Annotated in this window: 23 protein-coding genes; 7 read left to right on the top strand and 16 right to left on the bottom strand. The window is 50.1% G+C overall.

The features are described 5' to 3' along the window. Positions 1 to 24: 24 nt before the first annotated feature. From IAI47_RS19905 to IAI47_RS19855, 11 genes are all read right to left on the bottom strand, one after another. Entirely contained in the window at positions 25 to 840 is an 816-nt protein-coding gene (locus tag IAI47_RS19905; protein ID WP_003855047.1) for a transporter substrate-binding domain-containing protein, read from the bottom strand. Positions 841 to 860: 20 nt separating this feature from the next. Further along, on the bottom strand, positions 861 to 1,598 hold the full coding sequence (locus IAI47_RS19900) for an amino acid ABC transporter ATP-binding protein (protein WP_003855046.1): 738 nt from the start codon (positions 1,596 to 1,598) through the stop codon (positions 861 to 863). Positions 1,599 to 1,610: 12 nt separating this feature from the next. Next, positions 1,611 to 2,177 (bottom strand): peroxidase-related enzyme, encoded by a 567-nt coding sequence (locus tag IAI47_RS19895; protein WP_008924630.1) that lies wholly within the window; start codon positions 2,175 to 2,177, stop codon positions 1,611 to 1,613. Beyond that, the gene (locus IAI47_RS19890) at positions 2,174 to 2,656 is read right to left on the bottom strand and encodes a CMD domain-containing protein (protein WP_003855044.1); all 483 of its coding nucleotides are present in this window, start codon (positions 2,654 to 2,656) and stop codon (positions 2,174 to 2,176) included. The genes IAI47_RS19895 and IAI47_RS19890 overlap by 4 nt, the downstream gene beginning before the upstream one ends. Continuing rightward, positions 2,653 to 4,107: an NAD(P)-binding domain-containing protein gene (locus tag IAI47_RS19885; protein ID WP_008924629.1), complete on the bottom strand. Its 1,455-nt coding sequence runs from the start codon at positions 4,105 to 4,107 to the stop codon at positions 2,653 to 2,655. Before IAI47_RS19885 ends, IAI47_RS19890 begins: the two co-directional genes overlap by 4 nt. 353 nt (positions 4,108 to 4,460) lie before the next feature. Beyond that, positions 4,461 to 5,420, bottom strand: coding sequence for a LysR family transcriptional regulator (locus tag IAI47_RS19880; RefSeq protein ID WP_003855042.1), 960 nt, complete (start codon positions 5,418 to 5,420; stop codon positions 4,461 to 4,463). A gap of 561 nt (positions 5,421 to 5,981) precedes the next feature. Then, on the bottom strand, positions 5,982 to 6,620 hold the full coding sequence (locus IAI47_RS19875) for a TetR/AcrR family transcriptional regulator (RefSeq protein WP_008924628.1): 639 nt from the start codon (positions 6,618 to 6,620) through the stop codon (positions 5,982 to 5,984). A 315-nt stretch (positions 6,621 to 6,935) separates the two neighbouring features. After that, positions 6,936 to 7,715: an iron export ABC transporter permease subunit FetB gene (fetB, locus tag IAI47_RS19870; RefSeq protein ID WP_003855040.1), complete on the bottom strand. Its 780-nt coding sequence runs from the start codon at positions 7,713 to 7,715 to the stop codon at positions 6,936 to 6,938. After that, positions 7,702 to 8,370: an ATP-binding cassette domain-containing protein gene (locus IAI47_RS19865; protein WP_008924626.1), complete on the bottom strand. Its 669-nt coding sequence runs from the start codon at positions 8,368 to 8,370 to the stop codon at positions 7,702 to 7,704. The genes fetB and IAI47_RS19865 overlap by 14 nt, the downstream gene beginning before the upstream one ends. 276 nt (positions 8,371 to 8,646) lie before the next feature. Beyond that, positions 8,647 to 9,135: a hypothetical protein gene (locus IAI47_RS19860; protein ID WP_003855038.1), complete on the bottom strand. Its 489-nt coding sequence runs from the start codon at positions 9,133 to 9,135 to the stop codon at positions 8,647 to 8,649. A gap of 179 nt (positions 9,136 to 9,314) precedes the next feature. Then, on the bottom strand, positions 9,315 to 9,974 hold the full coding sequence (locus IAI47_RS19855) for a DUF1345 domain-containing protein (protein WP_003855037.1): 660 nt from the start codon (positions 9,972 to 9,974) through the stop codon (positions 9,315 to 9,317). Positions 9,975 to 10,287: 313 nt separating this feature from the next. On the opposite strand from IAI47_RS19855, the gene IAI47_RS19850 reads away from it, so the two are divergent. After that, positions 10,288 to 10,467: a hypothetical protein gene (locus IAI47_RS19850; RefSeq protein ID WP_143756052.1), complete on the top strand. Its 180-nt coding sequence runs from the start codon at positions 10,288 to 10,290 to the stop codon at positions 10,465 to 10,467. 167 nt (positions 10,468 to 10,634) lie between these two features. Then, positions 10,635 to 11,315 carry a VIT family protein gene (locus tag IAI47_RS19845; protein ID WP_033742906.1) on the top strand — a complete coding sequence of 227 codons (681 nt, stop codon included), beginning with the start codon at positions 10,635 to 10,637 and terminating at the stop codon, positions 11,313 to 11,315. Positions 11,316 to 11,344: 29 nt separating this feature from the next. Here IAI47_RS19845 and IAI47_RS19840 read toward each other — a convergent pair whose 3' ends face one another. After that, the gene (locus IAI47_RS19840; protein WP_008924623.1) at positions 11,345 to 11,695 is read right to left on the bottom strand and encodes a DUF3147 family protein; all 351 of its coding nucleotides are present in this window, start codon (positions 11,693 to 11,695) and stop codon (positions 11,345 to 11,347) included. Positions 11,696 to 11,779: 84 nt separating this feature from the next. Further along, entirely contained in the window at positions 11,780 to 12,304 is a 525-nt protein-coding gene (gene cybB / locus IAI47_RS19835; protein ID WP_003855033.1) for a cytochrome b561, read from the bottom strand. Positions 12,305 to 12,775: 471 nt separating this feature from the next. On the opposite strand from cybB, the gene IAI47_RS19830 reads away from it, so the two are divergent. The 5 genes from IAI47_RS19830 to IAI47_RS19815 all read left to right on the top strand — a co-directional run bounded on the left by IAI47_RS19830 (position 12,776) and on the right by IAI47_RS19815 (position 18,534). After that, a complete protein-coding gene (locus tag IAI47_RS19830; RefSeq protein ID WP_003855032.1) occupies positions 12,776 to 13,714 on the top strand; it encodes a GlxA family transcriptional regulator in 939 nt (312 codons plus the stop codon). 472 nt (positions 13,715 to 14,186) lie between these two features. Next, complete coding sequence (locus IAI47_RS22110; RefSeq protein ID WP_255527188.1) at positions 14,187 to 14,522, top strand: hypothetical protein; 336 nt, start codon at positions 14,187 to 14,189, stop codon at positions 14,520 to 14,522. Between the two features lie 151 nt (positions 14,523 to 14,673). Then, a complete protein-coding gene (locus IAI47_RS19825; protein WP_370581753.1) occupies positions 14,674 to 15,798 on the top strand; it encodes an EAL domain-containing protein in 1,125 nt (374 codons plus the stop codon). Positions 15,799 to 15,881: 83 nt separating this feature from the next. Continuing rightward, entirely contained in the window at positions 15,882 to 17,501 is a 1,620-nt protein-coding gene (locus IAI47_RS19820) for a methyl-accepting chemotaxis protein (protein WP_008924621.1), read from the top strand. A 685-nt stretch (positions 17,502 to 18,186) separates the two neighbouring features. Then, positions 18,187 to 18,534: a hypothetical protein gene (locus tag IAI47_RS19815; protein WP_003855026.1), complete on the top strand. Its 348-nt coding sequence runs from the start codon at positions 18,187 to 18,189 to the stop codon at positions 18,532 to 18,534. 163 nt (positions 18,535 to 18,697) lie between these two features. On the opposite strand, the gene IAI47_RS19810 is transcribed toward IAI47_RS19815, so the two are convergent. The 3 genes from IAI47_RS19810 to IAI47_RS19800 all read right to left on the bottom strand — a co-directional run bounded on the left by IAI47_RS19810 (position 18,698) and on the right by IAI47_RS19800 (position 21,500). After that, positions 18,698 to 19,621: a substrate-binding domain-containing protein gene (locus tag IAI47_RS19810; protein WP_008924620.1), complete on the bottom strand. Its 924-nt coding sequence runs from the start codon at positions 19,619 to 19,621 to the stop codon at positions 18,698 to 18,700. Between the two features lie 86 nt (positions 19,622 to 19,707). Continuing rightward, a complete protein-coding gene (locus IAI47_RS19805) occupies positions 19,708 to 20,487 on the bottom strand; it encodes a TIM barrel protein (RefSeq protein ID WP_008924619.1) in 780 nt (259 codons plus the stop codon). Further along, positions 20,487 to 21,500, bottom strand: coding sequence for a Gfo/Idh/MocA family oxidoreductase (locus tag IAI47_RS19800; RefSeq protein ID WP_003855019.1), 1,014 nt, complete (start codon positions 21,498 to 21,500; stop codon positions 20,487 to 20,489). Before IAI47_RS19800 ends, IAI47_RS19805 begins: the two co-directional genes overlap by 1 nt. Positions 21,501 to 21,503: the final 3 nt, after the last annotated feature.

The following is a 21,503-nucleotide window of genomic DNA, read 5'->3' as shown; positions in this document are numbered from 1 at the left end:
TCATCGCCGGACGCAGTGAATCTATTACTTCATGTATTTGGAGACGTCTTCGCCAAACCACTTTTGCGCCAGCTTATCCAGCGTGCCGTCCGCCTTCAGCTCTTTCAGCGTTTTCGTGATGTCATCATTCAGTGCCTGATTCTGAGCAGAGCGGTGGATCAGAACATAGGTATTGTTAATGACCACCGGCTCACTGGCTTTGATTGCCAGCTTCTGGTTGTCGATTACTGTTTGCTCACCGAGGTTTGAAGGCAGGATGAGTGCGTCATATTTACCGTTCTGTACTTCTTTCAGACGATCCGGATAAGGCACCCCGGCGCTGGACGCTTTGATGGTGATCTTGTCGTTCGGGTTATCCTGCTGCCACTGGGTGACGAACTTATACACGCCCCCACCTGCGGTGACAGGCACGATCTTCTTGCCGACCAAATCTTTCATACCATTGATATTGCTATCGCTGCGGCTGTAGATCTTCATCAGGCTGGCACCGATTGGCGCATCAGGTATCAGGAACTGTTTGCTGCGCGCAGGCGCTTTATAGTATCCGCCGGTGGCCATGTCATATTTGCCGGTTACCAGGCCGGTTTCCTGTGCGATATCCGCCGCACCTTCCATCACAAATTTGTACTGTGGCAGTTTCGCGTTGATGGCTTTCAGCACGTCCGGCTCGTATCCCTCGGGTTCGTGACCAATTGCGCCCCATGACAGCGGCTTGGATTCTGCAGCGGTGGCGATTTTGATAGTACGAACGGCGTCAGCAAAGCTGTTACCGCTGATCAGGGCCAGTGCGATGATGCCAGGCGCGGCCAGGCGACGTAATGTGGTTTTGATTGCAGGCATGTTTTTGATTCCTTTAATTATTAGAATACTTTTTCTGAGTTGAGGAACTGGGCAAGGCGCGGCAGCGTTGGGTTATCAAACATCTCTGCTGGCGTCCCCTGCGCCGCCACCACACCCTGATCCATAAACACGATGCGATTCGAAATGCTTTTCGCAAACTGCATTTCGTGCGTCACCAGCAGCGAGGTAATGCCGGATGACGCCACATCTTTAATCACTTTAAGCACTTCACCCACCAGCTCAGGATCGAGCGATGAGGTCGGTTCATCAAACAGCATCACATCCGGACGCACCGCCAACGCACGGGCGATACCGGTCCGCTGTAACTGGCCGCCCGATAACTGCGATGGATAGTGATCGAGCCGGGTTCCCAGGCCTACGCGTTCCAGCTCCTGCACGGCGATGTCGCGCGCTTGCTGTTTGGTTTTACGCTGGATAACAATCAACGGATCCATCACATTTTCCAGCACCGTCATATTTTTAAACACGTTAAACTGCTGAAACACCATGGCAGTGCGCAGACGGATAGCCTGAATCGCTGCTTTGTCGGGTGACTGATAATCCATGCGGATCTGGTCGAGTTGAATCGTCCCCGCTGACGGCTTCGCCAGGTAGTTAATGCAGCGCAGCAGCGTAGTTTTCCCCGTACCACTTGGCCCAATGATCGAAACCACATCGCCGCGTTTTACTGACAGATCGACACCTTTCAGAATCGGGTTACTTCCGTACGCGAGCGTAATATTGTTGAGTTCTAACATCCGGTGCAGCCCTTATTTGTTCAGGTCAGCATGGCCAAGCACATGCATCAGACGGTTGGCCCAGCCAAAGATGGCGATAGCGTGGATCAGATCGATAATCTCCTGATCGTTCATGCCGACGGCGCGAAGTGCGGCAACATCTTCCGGCGTGGCTTCAGACGGTGTGACCGATAAACGACGCGCAAAGTGATAAATAGCCGCGTCGCGTTCACCCAGCACGTCCGCACGGTCGAAATAGATGGCACTGACCACGGCGTCGCTGTCGGCCAGCTGTGCATGACGGCGCGCATGCACCACCGCACAGTAGCGGCAACCGTTAACAATGGAAGCACCCAGTGCGCCAAGTTCACGATCCGCGCGGTTCAGACCACCGTCAACATACATAATGGCGTTGAATAAACCGGTACGCGCAGTGTAGCTCTCTGGATCGTGTACCAGCGTGCGCACATACTCTGAGATCTTCTTGTTGGACGGCGTCACTTTCATCGCATCAAGCTGTGCCGGCGTTGCCTGTTCAACCTCTACGGGTGTGATATAGGGATGCCAGTGCAGCGGCTTGAGATTAACCGACGGAATCATGCGGACCTCATCAGACGTAAGCCAGCCGCGACCCGCGTCTGGAAGTTAAGAAAGGCGATCAGTTCAGAGAGCGCGACAATTTGCGGGTTGCTCAAGCCGGCCTGCTCCAGCAGGCGAATGTGCTGTTCAGTCGCCTGAATCGGGTGCTGTGTCACCATGTCAGCATGGCGTGCAATCGATGCCAGCGGTTCCTCATGCACAGGATTACCGGCCGCGAGCGCCAGTAACGCGTCAGACGGGTTCAACACTGCCAGCTGTGCATGATAATCGCGTTGCAGCGGTTCATCCGCGTTCAAGACCGCCATACGTTGCGCCAGCGCCAGACGGAGAACCGCAGGCAAACCCTGTTCGTCTTCCGGCGTTAACACTGACAGACGGCACGCTTCTGCACCCTCAACAAATTCGGGACGCAGGCGGCGCGTCTGATACAACGCTTCTTCGGGTACTAATCCGGCTGCCTGATCAATAACGTCGCTCACAACGCGTTCTCCTGTTTTAGTCGCGGGGTTGAATCTACCCATTCATCGCCCAGTAATTCCGGGGTGTTAAAAGCCTGTAAGTTGGCATAGTGCTGCCCGACGTCATCGGCGAACAGTGAAGCAGCAATGCCGCGCACCAGGCGTTCCGCTCCCGCGCTCACTGCGGGAATATCGCCAGAAACTTTGCCGTGCGTCAGCATCGCAGCATCATTGAAACAGTGAATGTGTGCCAGTATCGGGCAGGCACCCGGCGTCAATTCGCGGAATTCAAACGAAGGACCGAGATCCGGCGCTTCCAGCAGGCTGTGTCGTGCAGTCCCCATTTCCGGCTGATAGCGACCGTCGGACCAGCTACGAATATGCGGCGCAATAGCAGCAAACTCCGGACGGCCGTGGAAATCGTTGGTGAAGCCGGTGGCGGCGATCAGGAAGTCGTAGCGCAATACGCCCTGGGTCGTTTCGATCAGCAAGCCATCGGCTTCCTGCTTAACGGCCTTGATGGCGCAGTCGAGGAAGAAACGTGCATTGTCATGACGGGATACACGCAGGGTTGAAGCACGTGGCGGCGGCGTTTGCGTCGCGGCGGTGTAATCGACAAACTTCCACTTCCAGACGTCGGGGAGTTGATACATGCCATGCACCACGCCCTGACTGCCAATGCCCGTCATCTTGTTAATGCGCGGCATTTCTTTACGTCGGATCAGCAGATCGACTGTGGCAGCGCCCTGCTCCAGAGCGGTGGCAGCGTTATCCATCGACGATGCGCCTGCGCCAATCACCGCGACGCGTTTGCCCTGTAATGCGGCAAAATTGATGTTATCGGCGGAGTGTGCCCAGAACTGGCGATCGATACCTTGCAGGAAATCTGGGACGGCAAAACCACCGAGTCCTGAACGCCCGGTAGCCAGCACCAATCGGCGTGTGTAGACGCGCCCGGTTTCGGCACCGTCCAGATCGAGCGCAATGAGATCCCCGGCCTGCGCGATATGGGTGACACGCACGTTGTTCTGCACCGGCAGATTCAATACCCTGCGGTACCAAATCAGGTAATCCATCCACTGCGCTTTAGGAATTTTGTCCAGTGCTTCCCATGCTTCATTCCCCCACTGTGCCGTGAACCATGCACGGAAGGTCAGCTGCGCGAGACCCAGAGCCGGACCGTGAAGCGTTTTCGGCGAGCGCAGCGTTTCCATGCGCGCAAAAGTAACCCAAGGCCCTTCCAGCCCTGCGGGCGCAGCGTCATAGGCCACCACATTGCTAATGCCGGTGAACTGTAATTTAGCGAGCGCTGCCAGACCGCACATGCCCGCACCAATCACCACTACATCGCGAACGGGTGCGCTCTGATAAGTCCGTTCCGGTACCCATGATTTGGCAGGCAGCTCCAGAAACTCCAGATCCTGCTGAAGCTGAGCTTCCAGCGCATCAAGACCTTTGGCGACAAATGTCATAAAGCAATCCCCTGGTGTCAGCGATCGCATGAGAGCGAGCGAAAACGGTCAATGTGCGTCAATGAGACGGCCTTTGATTATCTTCAAAACACATAATAGGCGGCTAACAATCATTAAAACGCATAGTAAGAACTAAGTTTTCGCATAATCCTCTTGCCCTAATTCAGAGTCAATAACTCCGCTCAGGATTCGACCAATGGATTTCTTATATCTTATGCTGAAAAAGCTATAAGCATTGAATATGAAGGGGTTTTTTATAAATGGGTGTCTGGTTCTGCCTTAATACCTGCAGTAAAAACGATCTCTATATCGCAGCCTTCCACTTGATAGTGACGTTAAAACGAAAACCGTTATTAATCCTGATTGATGATTCGCATAATGCGAGGGTGTTCACTGGCAGTCAGACGTTTAAATCCAGGCAGCAACTGCGCGGCGGCATCTGCCAGCGCCTCCACCAGCGCCTGCGCCGCGCTGGAAAGCTGGCGGCCCTGAGGCGTGATCACACCAAAAAAGTAAGGGATATCTTCCTGAAGCGGGCGGATCGCCACACCGGCCAGCGGCATGCCCCAGCCTGTAACCGGTTCGAGGATCGCTACACCTAATCCAGCCCGCACGCAGCCCAGAATATTCGCCGACGAATTGGTTTCGATAGTTTCCAGCAGCGGCGCTTTGACCTTCTTCAGCGCTTTATCATAGCGGCCACGCAAACGCTGCGGACTCCAGGGGGCAATTAAACGGCGGCCTGCTAACTGACTCAGCGATAGCGTACTGTTCAATGCCAGCTCATCTTTTTCCGGCAGCGCGACCACGCACTGCGACTGTCCAATCCAGTGCAACTCAACCGCGTGATGTTCTAGAGGCAAACTGCACAAACCGATGTCAGCCTCTGCGGTGATCACCGCATGCGCCGTCTGAACGGCGGATTCACTGATGATTTGCACTTTGTTTTGCAGATTCAGCGCAGCCAGTGCCTGTGGCAATAAGCCGGCAGCCAGCGCGGGCGTAGCCGCAATACTGAGCGGGCGATGCTGCTGATGCGCAATTTCCTGAGCACGCAAGCGTATCTGCTGTAATGACAGCAGCGCTTTTTGCACATACTGATGCAGCTGCAACGCCTCTTCTGAGGGATGAATGCGCGGACCATTACGAATAAACAGTGGGTAACCCAGCGACTGCTCCAGCTCCTGAATCAGACGGGAAACGGCGGGTTGTGAGCGGTTTAGCACTTTGGCTGCCGCGGTGACGCTGCCCGCAGAGATTACCGCCGAGAAGGCTTCCAGCTGACGCAGATCGAGGTCATTTAACAAAGTCATCGCGAGGATTCTTCCCTAAGTCATTGATCGTTCCCGATAAACACACGGGAAAAAATCCATCATAGAGAGAGTTTGTCAAATTAGCCATAACGACAAAAATCGTATGGCAGTTGCCGATTCGTCACGGCGTGTATCCGGCGACTAAATGCAGGGGCAAGCTCAGCGATTTCTTCCTGCACGCCTGGCGGCATCTCTTTGCAAATTGAACCGTCTTATATCTGACACCCCTACTCCTTGCGGCAGTCGTCTTTGAAATTGCGTCGGGTACCGGGTTATCGGCTTTAAACGTTGGCAGATCGTTTAATAACGGCAATGCGTTTTCAGGGTTCTGCTGGTTATTTATTTTAATGGGCACCATCTGATATTAATCATCACGACACTTTCAGGTCACAGGCCAGAAATTTGAATACGGTGTGCATATGTTCAATTCTGATAAGGTAAAAGATCTTTTAAAAAAACGTCCTTTATCGATCCAGCCGCAGACTACCCTCTCGTCGGTGCATTCAAGCACAATCATTTTTTTTCTTCTGTTTCGTCGACGAACAATGGTGCCAACCGCAATCATGCGGATGCCTTAACCGAGAGTTGCCCGGCTTTATTATAATTTTCCGCCAGTATCGTCCTGACAATAAAATCGTTAGTGCTTTGAAGTTCTTTTATCTCAGGCTGAAGTTTTCCATAAATCCTCATGCCCTCCAGCATCATAAAAATGCTTTGAGCCATGACCCTGGCATGTTCATCCTGCCGAAAGATACCCTCCTGCTGACCTCTTACTAATATCCATTCTAATTCATTGATAATATTATTGAATTTAGAAGATACTTTTGATTTTACCTCTTCGTCCCCAGGTAAAAGCTCACTGGCTGCTGCAATAGTAAAGCAGCCTTTCTCTCCCAAAGGAGCAGATGATAGCTGGGCCACAAATTCAAGCATTTCTCGCAGCGCTGCCTCAGGCGACATTTCTGCATTTCGCTTTGCCGTTCTTGAATTGCCATCCTCCATGTAGCGCTGTAATGCAGCAAGGTATATAGCGCGCTTATCCGGATAAAGCTTATAAATACTGGCACTCGCCAGGCCTGAGGCTTTCATGAGGTCAGCCATCGATGTCGCCTGGTATCCGTTTCGCCAGAAACATTCAAGTGCTGTATTGAGAAACACGTCTGGATCGAACTCTCTCGGTCTTCCCGCAGCTGCTTTCATAGGGCTCTCCTCTGTGAACAGGAGCATTGTAGATCGACCAATCTACAATTGAAAGGTTTTGAGTGGACTCTGCGTCCATCACTATGAATTTAAGCAATCGCGAGACCGCTATTATCACTGACAGAAGTAAACTCAATCACAGCGGTGCATGAGGCACAGGAATATGTAATCAATAAACATGAATCTGACCCTTACAATTCGCCTGATGCAAGGGCTGTTGAAGCGGTCCGCCATCAATCAGGCGCGTGCGCGTTAACTGATGGCAGACTGACTATAATCACTGGCTGTTATGCTCAGAGCACGCAGCCACGATCATTAATGAGAGTTGTTATCCGATATTTTCAGCTGCGACCTGGCATTATAAAAACGTCGGTAAGATAAGTAGACCGCAATGATTGTTGACAGGCTGGCGGTTCCAATCAGCATGAACGTCACCATAATCTGATACTTAATTGCTTTGAGCGGATCGATTCCTGCGAAGATCAATCCTGACATCATCCCAGGAAGGCTGACCAGTCCGACCGTTTTGGCCGCATCTACCGTGGGGATCAGAGCTGTACGAATGCTGTCAGCAATAATACGGCCCGACGACAACTTCACTGATGCGCCCAGGCTCAGCATCTCCATAATTTTCTGGTGATTATCGCTGAAACGCTGGTTCAGATTGCTGTAACAGAGCCCTACCGCGACCATGGCATTACCGGCAATCATGCCTGAGATGGGAATGACCTGCATCGGCACAAAGGCGATTGCGCCGCTAAGCACCAGAATCGTCAGTGTGATGACGGTGCCACTGAAAATAGCGACAAAAGATATCGCAAAGGCGTTATCGATATTCCGACCGCGCTTGCGTGCATTGATTGCGGCATTTACGCAGATAAACAACACCATCACTACCGTCAGCCAGCTGTTATTAACGTCGAAAATTGACTTCAGCACGAAGCCAACAATAATCAGCTGGATAATCGCCCGGCATACACTCCAGATAATATCTTTGCTCATGCCGAGCTTTTCTTTCTGACTGATTAGCAAAGCAATGACGACCAGCGTCAATGAGAGCAACAGTGAGGTGTCACTAATATTATGTTGATTCACGCTGATGCTCCTCTTCGGGCGCTGCCAGACGAAGCGCATTCCCGGCCTGCTGAATGTCATTTACATCGTGACTGATACGCACCACCGCCACCTTGTCTTCAACTGAAATTCTGTTAATCAATGAAAGCACCGCCAGCCTGTTTACGTCATCAAGGGCGCTGGTGACTTCATCCAGTAGCAAAATATCCGGCATAAACTGCAGATTACGAAGCAGCCCGATACGCTGCTTTTCCCCACCGGAGAGCTGTTCAACAGATTTATTCAGCATATCGGGTGAGAGATTGACACTCTCAAGGTGAGCAACAAGCCTTTCCCGATGCGGTTTCTGGCGCCGGATCTGCCAGGGAAGCGCGAGGTTGTCGTAAACCGTCTGACCAAACAGCTGCGGTGTCTGAAAACAGTACGAGACCTGCTGGCGATACGCCTCTGCGTCCAGGGTGGTGATGTCGTGGTTTTTGAAGAAGAGTTGCCCGGAATCTGGCGTAATGAGGGAAGCCATAATTTTTAAAAGTGTGCTTTTTCCACTGCCAGAAGGGCCGGTCAGTAATACGCAATCGCCCTGATGTAACTGCAGAGATACCGGTCGTAGTAGCTGACGATCTCCGACTGAAAAAGTGACCTCCTGCACATCGAGCAGGGGCAAAACTCTGTCCATATTTACGCCTCAGGACCTTAAGAGAAAGTGGCAGGATTTTTGCGTCAGACGGAATCAGACACTGCCTTTCATGGGCCGGATACACGTGGTGTGCTTTGCCGCCCATTTACAGCGCGAATGGCGGGTTAAGCGCATCGGACTGCGAGACATAAGAGTAGTCATTTCAGAACGGCTAATCATCTTCTGAGTTAAAAATGAGTGGATTGAAACAGCTGTGGGTCGTTCCTCCGCAAAAAGCACGAGGGTCAGACAAAGGTGGCTGACCCGCTGCGGCAATTATTTGTTTTCCCAGTGGGTAGAAACGGGGTTTGTGACCGTATTCATTTCCTGTGTATAGGTGCCGTTCTGCTGTGCGATGGCCTCGCCGGTGTCGACAATCGCGTTCTGAATGAAAACGTTCTGCTTTTCACTTTTGATAAAAGTTAACTGGTGAAAGGCCGTTTTATTCCCCCAGTCAGCAGAAGGCAGAGAGATAAAACGCACGGTGAACGTTTCATCATCAAACTTGCCCTGCATAACGTAAACGCCGTAGTGGTTTTCGCCCTGAGAAATGATCTTATAGGTGCCATTGTCGTAATAATAGATCTCAGCGTCCGGAAACGGCTTTTTGTCATACATTTTGCGGTAGTGCAGCACCTGTTTGATGGTGGGCTGCCCGAAACTGACAGTCAGGTTTTTACCATCCGCTGAGGTCGTCAGACCTTCAGCATGAACACTACTCATCAGCATTAACAGGCTGGTTGTAACCATTGCAGTTGCTTTCACTCTCTTTCTCCTGATCGGATCACGGGAACAACAAACGTATAACACGACAGAACTTACACGGCAGTGCGTGTCGGTTGAAGAGGCAGATAACACCTCATTACACATTGTTATAATCACTTAAGGTGACCAGGTTGTTACAGAATGACAGCTCCGCAAATGATGCCAGGCTGTCACTGGATTTAATTCAGTAAACCAGCCCCGACATTCACCGATAAACCCAGAATAGCCAGATTGAAAATAAAGGAGATAACAGATTGCAGTAATGCGAGTTTACGCATCTCTGTGGTTCCGGTGGCAACGTCCGCAGTTTGTGACGCAACCGCGATGGTGAATGAAAAGTAGAGGAAATCCCAGTAGCCCGGATCCGTCGTTTTATCGGGGAATATCAACGGACTCACATGTTCACTCCGGTTAAGGTAGTGCTGATGAGCATAGTGCATCGCAAATGAGCTGGGCAACATGGCCCAGGATGCGATCAATGTCATTGCTGTCAGCAACAAATGCAGGAGTCGTGGTGTGCCGGTCAATCCTTTCAGGGTAGGGAGTTCACTCAGAATAGCCACAATACTGACCATACACGCCACAATCACGATTCCCAGCACCAGCGCGGCACTCTGATCCTGCAGCTGAGCAATACGCTTAATTCCTGTTGCATCGGTTCGCAGCATGCGAACCCAGAGAATGCAGAGATAGAGCCAGGCCCACACATTCCAGCTAATCAACAAACGCTGCATCTGACCCAACTGAGCAGAGAGTAAAAAGTAGCACATTAAACCGGCAGCAACAGAGAGCACCAGACGCAAACGGGCATACAACGTGGAGGTTAAAGATGTCGGCATCGTAAAGCCATTATGGTTTAGTCAGAATGATATCCACTTTAGCTAAAACCGGGTAAAAATTATAAATAAAGAATCAATACTTACACTTTTTAAGTACCCGCCAGGTTCGATTCCAGAACGTGAAATGTGTAAAAAGCGCAGCGAATCACTTATGCAGTAAAGTCTGCGGGTATTGAGAGGATGAATAATCTAACGGTGTTTGTTCCATCAGGTATGGCTGCCGCTTTAGCAGTAGTTTTTTGGTGAATTATCTATTTCGCCTTTGCGATAAAAACAGATGTTAATAATTCTCAATTACGCCAACCTGAGGGCAGTGAAAATAAATCTCCACCCTCTTTATTTTTATGGCGATTTCCAGCTCAATCAGGGTAATAACCAGATCGCCAGGCAATATCTGGAAAAAGCACTCAAAGCAGCGCCGCGTCCAGGGCGGGAAATCGCTGACAATGGACGGCATGCCGATATTGAACGTGATCTCAGCAAGCTTGATTGAGGTTTTTTAACGATGGCCCGCCGGTTCCCTCGTTGACTTTCGCCCCGCGTCTATACTTTTTCGAGGGCGACTATTCGAGAGCCAATGACGTCATGATTTACAGATTGAGTGCCTGCTGCGGCCTGCTTTAAAACGTTAACGTCTGACACAAGAGGGATAAACGGTTGATACATGGAGAATCGCACAAAATTTCGCGATCTGGCTGGCTGCGAGCAGCCGTGCTGGGTGCCAATGATGGCATTGTTTCGACGGCAAGCCTTCTCACCGGTGTCGCTGCTGCTAACAGCGCTTTTAATAGTCTGCTTCTGACAGGCGTAGCCGGCGTGGTGGCCGGTGCCATGTCTATGGCGACAGGTGAGTACGTTTCTGTTTCCTCACAGGCTGACACCGAGCGCGCCGCTATTGCCGAAGAACAGGCCGAACTGGAAAGCAACTATCAGGCTGAAACACACGAGCTGGCAGCAATTTATACTCATCGCGGTTTGAATAAAGAATTAGCGCATGAGGTTGCCACCGCACTCATGAAACATGACGCTCTTGATGCGCATACGCGTGATGAACTTGGCATCTCTGATATCTCCAGCGCCCGGCCACTTCAGGCTGCACTGTTCTCTGCAGGCAGTTTTACGGTGGGGGCATTAATTCCGCTTATTGTCGCTCTGACTTATTCAGGTATTGCGGGTATTGTTATCTCGGCTCTGCTGGCGCTGATGATTTTAGGGGCTGTAGCCGCCAGAGCCGGCGGAGCACCAGTCATACGCAGCGTCATCCGTGTCAGTTTCTGGAGCAGTCTCGCAATGGCGCTGTCCGGCGTGACTGGCGCTTTGTTTGGCCATTTCGCAGGGTGAATGAAGGTGACGCTTAAGCGTCACCTTAACTACATAAGCTGAATACCAAAGCGCTTTAAAAACAGCGCCCAGAGAACAAAGAGGATGACAGTGATTACGCAGGATATCAGTAGCGTCAGCCAGAAGCCGGTTCGCTGATAGAGGTAAGGAAAAAGAACGAACATCGGCAGTGTCGGCACCACATACCAGAAAGTGTACCAGGCATGAGCGCTGATTTTTTCCTGTGTCTGCCCTTCCAGCTTCATCCAGATCAGCACCAGAAGAGTGACCAGCGGTAAGGCGGCAAGCAGGCCGCCCAGTCGATCGCTGCGCTTCGCCGCTTCTGATATCAGTACGACCATAAACGCCGTAATGGCATATTTCGCTATTAACCAGAGCATGATTCTCCTCAAAATTCCTGTACATCTCACCGACGAGTGCAGGATCGTGAACGATCAACACGCTCTGATTATCAGGCCACGCGCTTACGGCATCATCCTGCGCAACGTGTCATCTTTCAGAAAATAGTGATGGAACAACGCCGCCACCGCATGCAGACCAATTAACCAGTATCCCAGTGGCGCCAGGGTTTCGTGCCAGTCAATTAACATACTGGCAGTGGCAGGGTCCGGAATCGTCGCGACAGGCATGTTAAGCCCAAACAGGGACCACTCTTTTCCGCGCAGGTAACGTGAACTCAGCCCCAGGATCGGTAATACAACAAAAAGTGCATACAGCAAGGTGTGCACCAGATGCGAAATACCCGTCTGCCATGGCGCAACAGGTGGCGTGATCGGCGGGGTTTTCGTGCGGGTGCGCAAAAAAAGACGGGCTATCATCAGGAGCAATATGCAGAAACCTGCTGAAAAGTGAGTAATCATAACCACATTTCGCTGCCAGGTGCCCTTGTCTGCCATCCAGCGCAGCTCAATCGTAGCGTAAGCCACGATGATCAACAGAACCGTAAGCCAGTGAAAAAGAATTTGCGAACCTTTGTATTTGCTCAACATCGATAAACTCCAGTGACTATTTTTTTATGTCACTATACCAGCAAATAATTAGATGTTTATTAGCAATTTACCTGTGATTTTAAAGCTTAATAACTCAGCTACAGAGCAGCCATCCGATGCTTCACAGCATCTGGCTATGGCCTGATTGCACGCTTCGTTAGTTTCACGCTGTAATGCATCCCCTTCACCTTCTCAGACGCATTTGTGGCTGAAAAAACCCTCTATTAACAATCTGATTACATTCATCTACTGCCCAGATGTTTTGCATCTCAGGTTCAGTTTGCATGACGGTAGCGCGTTGTGGCTCTATACACGCTTAACAGGTTAAACAGCTGCTTTGATTGTGTTACGCAGTAAGTAACAATTTTCACGCAATTTACGACAATTTAACACCATGGGGTTCAGGCAATGCGAATTGCGATACTGGCTATTGAGGGCAGCGTTCTCTCAGCCATTTCAGGAATAGCAGACATGTTCTGGATAGCGAATTATGCCGTTGCTTCCAGTCCACAACATGCAGCCCGGTTTGAAAACGACCCTTTCCAGACCGTTATCGTCAGTCCGGATGGTGGCCCCGTATGGGACGTTCAGGGCCGTCTCATTCACATTGACAGCTCCTTTCAGTCAGTTGGTCAACCTGATGTCATTATTGCCCCCGGCATGGTGCTGGGAAACAACCGGGAGCCCGTGAATATGCTGGGCGTAAAAGAGGCCGCCGTCTGGTTAAGGAAGCAATATGACGCCGGTTCTATCGTCGCCTCAACAGGTACAGGTGGGTTCATACTGGGCGAAGCAGGTTTGCTTGACGGAAAGTCTTTTTCAACAACGTGGTGGTTTTATCACACCATGCGGGAACGCTACCCACTTGCTCAGTCTCAATGGGGTAAGGTGCTTGAGGAAGATGGACGGGTATTGACCACCGGCGGATGTTTCTCATGGATTTCGCTGGTTCTGCATATTATTCAGAAAGGCGCTGGAGCCGATGTGGCAAAACTTGCCGCAGGCATGTCGCTAACGGACAACGACTCTTTATGCCAGCACCTTTATGTCCCTCCCGGGCTGGCAGATAATGGCCACCCGCTTTTATTACGTGCTCAGGACATCATACGGTTTAAAAATCCCTCTATCAGCGCGGCTCAACTGGCTGAAGCACTTAATACCACTGAACGCACGCTGCAACGAAAACTTAAAGCGCTCACGCAGGAAAAGCCTAAAGAATTCATCACCCGCATAAGAATAGAATCTGCCTGTGTCATGCTCGCGAATCCTACGATTAGCATACGACAGGTGGTGACAGAGTGTGGCTATTCAGAAGAGACAGCCTTCAGAAAAGCATTCACACAGATAATGGGAATGGCGCCAGCACGTTACCGCCAATGGCTTGCCGACAAAGCCTCACCACAGGGCTAAAACATACCGGCATTTACAGATGGGATACTGGATGAACTGGCAGCAGGTTATTATGAGGTGATGATCACTTAGCGTTATCAATATAAACTCTGGATTTAAGCCCCTTTCTGCAGGCTGTAATCAGTTAAACTGATTACAGCTCCTGCACTCGTTCACTTTATTTGAACTATATTTTCCTGTTACATTGCCGATATAACGACATGTTTATTTTTCCGAGCATTAACGTTTACCGTTATTACCTGGCGTCACACTGATAATTTACGCCAACCCAATCATCTTGACATAAAATTGATGATTAGATTACAGTGTATTAGCTGTTGCGCTACACAATCTATTTTAGAAAAAAAGGTGATATTACGTCATTCATTATTTATATGAGTGACCGAAATCCTTCAGACAAAAATTTAGCCATTGACCCAGTGTTTTTTGGGAAAAATTAATTTCTTTTAAACCACATAACACCAGGGGAGAAATGATGAAGGCAAGGCACGCAACTATAATTTCAGAAGCTTTTCAAAACCCTGAGCGTGCGGATAAAAAGAAATTATGGGCGTCATTGATCATTTCATCAATTCTGGTCGCTTTGTCAGCGATCTTTTTTTACTGCATTAATTCATCCTCTGACGACAAACAAAGAACCCGGACACTGGAGAACCTGGTAATAAAAATCGACGGAATTCTGGCGGACGCGATCGAAAGTGCCACCGCACTAATAAAAACGGGGACAGACTGCACAAGCCAGCAACTGCAGTCAATAAAAAAAAACCGTTCAGACAAACGGCTATATTCGATCGCTGACTCTGTTTGATGCCTCCGGGAATATTTACTGCTCCTCATCGACAGGTCAGACCTTCATTCCAAACGAAAGGGTTAACCTGAACATCAGGCACGATATCAGAAAACGCATCGAAAAAAATGAAAAAGGAATTTCAATAAAACTCATATCCGGCTCCAATCGCGTGCCAGATAAAAATGCAATGGTGATTTTAATACCTTTCAATAATGGCATAATGACACTTGCAATAGATGCCGGATATTTTACGACACCACTCAGCACAATCCATCTGGTAAGCAACAAAATTTATACACTTGAAGCAGATGGAATGCGACTCTCCTGGCATGGTTTAACAGCATCTTCTTCGGTGGAAGAAAATGGTTATTTAAAAAAATCCACCCTGTTTCCGTACAAAATAATAGAGACCTCATCAGAAAATACCGATGGCATTGACCATACTATAATCTCTGCTGGTTTTTTTTCTTCCCTGTTTCTGGCATTTTTCCTTACCTCACGCTGGACACTCAACCGATTCTACTCCAGAAAGCGTTACATCATTAACGCCCTTAGAGACAAGGCTTTCTCTTTTGACATACAACCGGTATTCAGCCTGAACGAAAAACGCCTTATGGGAGGCGAGGTTTTGATACGCTGGAGAGTGAGCCCGTCCATAATGATATCGCCCCACCTTTTTATTCCTGTTGCTGAAAAACATAATATCGTGAACAAACTGGCAGAGTTTCTTTTAACCGATATTGCTGACAGAATCTTAGCAGGAAGTCTGATACTTCCGCCTTCGTTCAGGCTTAACTTTAATGTTCATTCCTCTCACTTTGAACAGGAATCTCTTATCATTGCCTGTCAGTACTTTCTGAATGCCACGGCAGCCTGCAAAATAAAACTGGTGCTGGAATTAACTGAACGCCAGGAACTGGCGCAGCAGATGAGCGTAAAGACAACTCTCAGCGTTTTAATCGCAGCGGGTGTTGAGATGGCCGTGGATGATTTCGGAACCGGCAGTTCAGGGCTTCGCTATCTTTACAACAGCAACTTCAGGTGCATAAAAATTGATAAAAGCCTGACTGAAGAAGCCATTTCTAACCCACTTGCCTGCACAGTAATGGAGTCCAGTATTCAACTGGCCCAGAAACTGGGTAAAGTCATTGTCGTAGAGGGAATTGAAACACAACAGCAGTTAGAACTTATCAGCCGAATGGATCTGAAAAATGAAGTTCTGATACAGGGATATCTGTGGTCGCGCCCACTCTGCCCACAACAATTTGGTTATTTCATAAATCATAATGCATGAATGAACACATTAATGCTTAGGGTAACCATTGCGGCATTACCCCCCTTTTCATTTTCACCACACACTCACCAGGAACGTTAATAATGAACAGAGTTAAGCAGGTTTTTGAAAATCTAAAGATCAGATCAAAGCTTGGAATTTCTTATTTCGCACTGATTTCTTTTCTGCTTGTCAGCGTCCTTATCGGACTCAACGCGCTGGGAATGGCCAGAACAAGTATCACCGGTATGATTAACGACGACTATCCAACGATATCTTTAGGCAATGACCTTATTCAGAATATAAATCAGGGTGTCCAGCTACAGCTGATGCTGATAAATGCCGAAGATCCCGTTTCCAAAGTGACCATTGAGCGTGAGATGCTGGAAAAAACAAAGAATATCAGCACCACGTTTGGCGAACTGCGGCGTCTTGCAGACGACAGTGACTCACAGAGGATCCTTGATGATATTGAGGTCAAACGCCGCGAATTTCTGAGTTCGCGCCAGGATTTCCTGTCGCGCCTGGCCGTAAATAAAGCGGAGGCAAACTCGTTTTATCTCAACTCAACAGTGAAACTACAGGATGCGTATGTTAAGCAAGTATCGAATTTCATCGGGTTACAGGAAGCCCAGATGAAAAGCTCCTATGAAAGTTTCACTACGCGATATAACAGCGTACGCAAGGAGATTATTTTCATCTCTCTGTTCAGCATCCTGACAGCCATTACGCTGGCACTGTTTATTACCCGATCGATTACTGCCCCGCTTTATGACGTTATCGCCCGGGTACAGCGAGTCGCTGAAGGGCACCTCACTAACAGTATCAGCACGCAACGTCGGGATGAGACAGGACTTCTCATGAACGCCATTGGCGCCATGCAAACTAATCTCAGTGTGATGGTCCGTCAGATACGCGAAGGTGCAGAAAATATCGCTACCGGGGCCCATCAGATACTCGCCGGCACCCGTAATTTATCGGAACGAACGGAAGAGCAGGCCAGCTCGGTAGAGGAAACGGCTGCCTCTGTTGAGCAGTTTACCGCCACCATTGCCCACACCCGCAGCAATACGCGCTTTGCCTCCACGCTCTCAGCGCAGGCTGAGAATGCCGTCAGTCAAAACGGTGAAATGATGCAGGCCGTGACGGTTAAGATGAATGAAATCGAAGCCTCCTCACGTCAGATGGCGGAAATACTGACCTTGATTGACTCGATTGCGTTCCAGACCAATATTCTGGCGCTCAATGCGGCGGTTGAAGCAGCGCGTGCCGGTGAGCATGGCCGGGGATTTGCGGTAGTGGCGCAGGAGGTTCGTTCCCTGTCACAGAAGACGGCCACTTCATCCAGCGAGATAAAAGCGTTGATTGAAAAGTCTTCATCCCAGACACGAGACGGACAAAGAATGGCAACGGACGCAAACCAGTTGATGGGCGGCATGATCAGCAACGTTTCTGAGATGAAAACAATCCTGAGCCAAATCGATCAGGCTGCCGTCGAACAGGCGGACGGTATTGCTCAGATTAATATTGCCATTACGCAGATCGACACCACCACCCAGCAGAACGCTGCTCTTGTAGAGGAATCGCTTGCTGCTTCCGCCATGCTGAATGATCAGGCCGTTATCATGATGCGTACGGTAAGCGCATTCAGGACTGAGGACGCCCCGTCAGAGAATGTTCAGGGATTGAGCAATCACAAAGAAATAACTTACGCCACGGCGTGATGAACCTGATTAACTCAGGTTTCAGGTAGCCATGCTCTCACGCCACACGCAGATTATCGTGCAGGCAAAGCCATCCTCTGTGGTGGCTTTTCTCGCTTTCGTATTTTGAAATTTGGTTGATCAGGCAGTAACCGCCAGCGTGTCGCCCGCATATGTGAACAAACCTGCATAATTCCGGGACGTCTTATCCGCCGCCAAATCCGCTTCACGCCGTACTACTCACCTGAGTTGCGAAACCCCATCAGGATGTTGACCCACCAGAATATCCCGCTGAACCGCAGAAACAAATCAGACTGAGTGTTGAGCCAGGTTAAGTCATTACTCCAGTCAGCCTGGGGAATTTGAGATTTAAGAGAGCGATAAATCTTAAACTTAACCTGAGGTTCATTGTGTAAAATAGCGAAAACCTGTAGCTGAATGCGCTACTTACATCTGTAAATACACTGCTCACTGGAACGATTAGCATGCCCGATGTGAGTCCTTCTTTAAGTCAAATCCGCCTCCCATCGCCAGAATCTGTTAACGTCTCGCTTATTATTAGTGCCAGTCTAAATAATAGTTAAAATGACACACGTTATCGTCACCTTTTGACTCTATATTTTTCATTCAAAAACAGTAACTTCTACTCTGATTGTAGTTCGCCTATGCTGGCTGCTTACTACGTTTTACGTCAGAGGGATTTGCTATGTTTAATGTGTCCGCAACCTACAGTGCAGAGGCTGTTGAATGCCTTTATGAAGTCATCGACATTCTTAACCTCAAGGGGGCACGCTGCCACGTGATCTTTGATAGTCAGGCATCCCGTGCCGCGGTCATTGAAGCCGATACAATAGAAGAACTCGGCGAAATGCGTCACCCTGTACTGGCCGTTCTGGAACTGGAGCGCGTGACCAGCATCAACACCATTTTGCGGATTAAATCGTTCTGGACTGATCCGGAGGGCGTCAGGCCTGACGTTGAGCCTGGCAGCCTGGCTAAAGCACTCTATAAAGCGCTGACCATCAAGAAACAGATTACGCTGGTCGGTTTGTAAGAGAGACGGCTGAAAATCATTCACTGGCAATTTGCGCGCGTGTTCAATTCCCCATTTCACCGTTCACGGTCCAGAATACGCGCGCATATTCATCATTGTTCAGGTACCGCGGTTGATCATTTTCACCTGAAAGAGATGTTCGTAAATAACCCTGAACGTGGGACTACTTTGAATTCTCAGCAACAAAGTTCAGATAATTTTCAGGTGTAATCAGCTTGTAAGGCACCCAGTTAAGCGTCTCAACCTTTTGTTTGTTCAGCAGGGCTTTGGTCACCTGAACTGCGCCGGTAGCCTGTCCTTTTGCATCCTGAAAAATAGTGAGCACCATCCTGCCGTTTTTAATGAACTGCTGACCATCGGGTGTTCCATCAATTCCCGCCACAAGGATTTTATCGTTCTTCGCCTGGTTTAAAGCCATAATCGCGCCAATCGCCATCTCATCGTTGTTTGCAGCAATGGCGTCAATGGGACGCTGATTTAGCAGCCAGCCAGAAACCACATCAACCGCTTCATTGCGTTGCCATTTCGCTGTCTGCTTCTCAATAACTTTCATGTCTTTATATTTACTGATAACCGCTTCCACAGCACGGGTACGCTCACGGGCCTCTTCATTCGACAGCGCGCCCATCAGTATCGCTACATTACCTTTGTAGTTCATTTTCTTTGCCAGCGCCTCCATCTGCATTTCACCACCCAGCGCCGAATCAGAACCAACATATGCCATATCTGCTGGCAGTTTCACTTCCGGTTTACGATTTACGAAAACCAGCGGAATACCGGCATTTTTGGCGGCCGTGATCATCGGTAAAACACCCTGAGTATCAACCGGATTGAGAATAATGGCGTCAACGCCCTGGTTGATAAAGTCATCAACCTGCTGCACCTGCAGCGCGACATCGCCTTTGGCATCAACAAACTGGCTCTTGAGTTCACTGGCGTTAAGCTCTTTCTGCATCTGAGTGCGAAGGATGGAGACAAAGTTAAGGTCGAAGTTAGCCAGCGCGACGCCAACGGTAAACGTTTTGGCGCTGATTCCCACACTAAACAGCAAGGAGCAAAGACAAAGCAGAAGGTTTCTGATGTTCATAGTCAATTCCTGTAGGTTGAGGTTGTTATTGTTTTCATTAACATTATTGTGCGTCGGGTAACAGGCAAATACCCGACGCATGCTGCTTACAACGTAAAGTGATCACGGAACTGCTGGACAGCCGCTGTGCTATCACCGCTGGCCCAGCCCTCCATGGCGACGGTGCCGCTGTAAACTATCTCCTGCAGCGTCCGGGCAATAGCCCGGTAATTGATCTCGCCGGTGCCCGGCTGCTGGCGGCCGGGTACATCGGCAACCTGGATTTCCCCTATCGCTGAACCGCAGCGCCGTACCAGTTCAATCAGATTGCCTTCGCCAATTTGTGCATGGTAGAGATCCAGATTCATCTTCAGCGCCGGGCTGTTGACCGCCTCGACCAGCGCCAGCGTTTCAGAGGCCAGGGCGAAGGGTGTGCCCGGATGATCGACCGGCAGATTAAGGTTTTCGAGGGTGAAAACGCGTCCGGCTCGTTCACCAAGTTGTGCAACCTGGCGCAGCGTATCGGCGGCCTTGAGCCACATAGCGCCCGTTACCGTTGTCACGGGTTTTACCGGCAGTCCGCGGTCGTCAAGTCCGGTGCCATGCAGATTCAGTACAGGACAACTGAGACGTTCGGCCACAGCCAGTGAGGCTTCAGCACTCTGCAGTAACTGCGCTATCTCTGTTTCATCGGTAAGATTACCGCTCAGATAACCGGTCATAGAGGTAAAGCGCGCACCGGTCGCCACCAGCGCATCAATATCCTTGTTGGCCCATCCCCAGATTTCGACGCCGAAACCCAGCTCATGAATGCGTTTTACGCGCTCTGTAAATGGCAGCTCCAGAAATACCATTTCAGCGCAGACGGAAAGTTGATAATCAGCCATCAGCGCGCCCCCAGCTTAACCGGCAGGTTGCTCTGTACAGATTCGATACAGGCCAGCGCAATTTCCAGCGCGTTGCGCGCATCTTCGCCCGTGGCGCGAGGCGTTTCACCACTTCGGATACAGCGGGCAAACTCGGTCATTTCTGCCACATAGGCCTCTCGCAGCAGATCTGAATCCAGTCGCGACGTATCGACGGCTATTCCGCTGGCGGTGTAACGCACGCAGTGGTTGGCATTGATGTGGCCCGCCTGCAGCATGCCTTTACTGCCAAAAACCTCACCGCGCACGTCATAGCCATAGACCGCCTGAAAGTTTGCCTCAGCTATAGCAATAGCGCCGTTGTCGAAGCGAATAGTCACAACCGAGGTATCCAGCAGCCCTTTATCCTTAAAATCTGGCCGCACCAGCGCATCGGCCAGCGCATAGACTTCTACCGGCTTTGCGCCATGATTGAAGTGCAGTAGCGTGTCAAAATCGTGAATCAGCGTTTCAAGGAAGATGGTCCATTGCGGAATCGGCGCTGGATCGTTCAGGCCTGGGTCACGGGTCACAGAGCGACTAAGCTGAGTCGTGCCATTCTCACCGTTTTTTACCGCTGCAATTGCTGCCGCAAAACCGGAATCAAAGCGGCGATTAAAGCCCACCTGTAACACGACGCCTGCCTCTTTTGCCGCCGCGATGGCGCGATCGGCCTCATCCAGCGTGACAGCCATAGGCTTTTCGCAAAACACATGTTTGCCGGCTCTGGCCGCGGCAATCACCCACTCCGCATGCGTCCGTGCTGGCGCGGCAATCGCAACGGCGTCGATTTCATCATCCTGAAGCAGCGCATGCAGATCGCTATACGATTTGCTCACCCCAAGCCGGCTGGCGAGCTTCTCTGCTGCGCCAGGGAACGGATCCGCCACTGCCGCAAGGGTGGCACCAGGCACACGCCAGGCCAGATTTTCCGCATGGAAGCTGCCCATGCGGCCTGCGCCGATTAAACCCACGCGTACTGTTTGATGGTTCATAAA

It is taken from the genome of Pantoea sp. MT58, assembly GCF_014495885.1.
GTDB lineage: Bacteria > Pseudomonadota > Gammaproteobacteria > Enterobacterales > Enterobacteriaceae > Pantoea > Pantoea eucalypti.
Note: the sequence above shows the minus strand (reverse complement) of the source record. Positions and strands in the feature narration are given on the sequence as shown.

Excerpts from the sequence above, each read along its gene's own strand:
- IAI47_RS19815 (WP_003855026.1), top strand. The coding sequence starts at position 18,187 with ATGTTTAATGTGTCCGCAACCTACAGTGCAGAGGCTGTTGAATGCCTT.
- IAI47_RS19800 (WP_003855019.1), bottom strand. The coding sequence starts at position 21,500 with ATGAACCATCAAACAGTACGCGTGGGTTTAATCGGCGCAGGCCGCATG.
- IAI47_RS19855 (WP_003855037.1), bottom strand. The coding sequence starts at position 9,974 with ATGCCGACATCTTTAACCTCCACGTTGTATGCCCGTTTGCGTCTGGTG.
- cybB (WP_003855033.1), bottom strand. The coding sequence starts at position 12,304 with ATGTTGAGCAAATACAAAGGTTCGCAAATTCTTTTTCACTGGCTTACG.
- IAI47_RS19895 (WP_008924630.1), bottom strand. The coding sequence starts at position 2,177 with ATGATTCCGTCGGTTAATCTCAAGCCGCTGCACTGGCATCCCTATATC.
- IAI47_RS19905 (WP_003855047.1), bottom strand. The coding sequence starts at position 840 with ATGCCTGCAATCAAAACCACATTACGTCGCCTGGCCGCGCCTGGCATC.
- IAI47_RS19840 (WP_008924623.1), bottom strand. The coding sequence starts at position 11,695 with ATGCTCTGGTTAATAGCGAAATATGCCATTACGGCGTTTATGGTCGTA.
- IAI47_RS19880 (WP_003855042.1), bottom strand. The coding sequence starts at position 5,420 with ATGACTTTGTTAAATGACCTCGATCTGCGTCAGCTGGAAGCCTTCTCG.
- IAI47_RS19830 (WP_003855032.1), top strand. The coding sequence starts at position 12,776 with ATGTTCTGGATAGCGAATTATGCCGTTGCTTCCAGTCCACAACATGCA.
- IAI47_RS19865 (WP_008924626.1), bottom strand. The coding sequence starts at position 8,370 with ATGGACAGAGTTTTGCCCCTGCTCGATGTGCAGGAGGTCACTTTTTCA.
- IAI47_RS19820 (WP_008924621.1), top strand. The coding sequence starts at position 15,882 with ATGAACAGAGTTAAGCAGGTTTTTGAAAATCTAAAGATCAGATCAAAG.
- IAI47_RS22110 (WP_255527188.1), top strand. The coding sequence starts at position 14,187 with ATGATGAAGGCAAGGCACGCAACTATAATTTCAGAAGCTTTTCAAAAC.
- IAI47_RS19900 (WP_003855046.1), bottom strand. The coding sequence starts at position 1,598 with ATGTTAGAACTCAACAATATTACGCTCGCGTACGGAAGTAACCCGATT.
- IAI47_RS19875 (WP_008924628.1), bottom strand. The coding sequence starts at position 6,620 with ATGAAAGCAGCTGCGGGAAGACCGAGAGAGTTCGATCCAGACGTGTTT.
- IAI47_RS19810 (WP_008924620.1), bottom strand. The coding sequence starts at position 19,621 with ATGAACATCAGAAACCTTCTGCTTTGTCTTTGCTCCTTGCTGTTTAGT.
- IAI47_RS19885 (WP_008924629.1), bottom strand. The coding sequence starts at position 4,107 with ATGACATTTGTCGCCAAAGGTCTTGATGCGCTGGAAGCTCAGCTTCAG.
- IAI47_RS19805 (WP_008924619.1), bottom strand. The coding sequence starts at position 20,487 with ATGGCTGATTATCAACTTTCCGTCTGCGCTGAAATGGTATTTCTGGAG.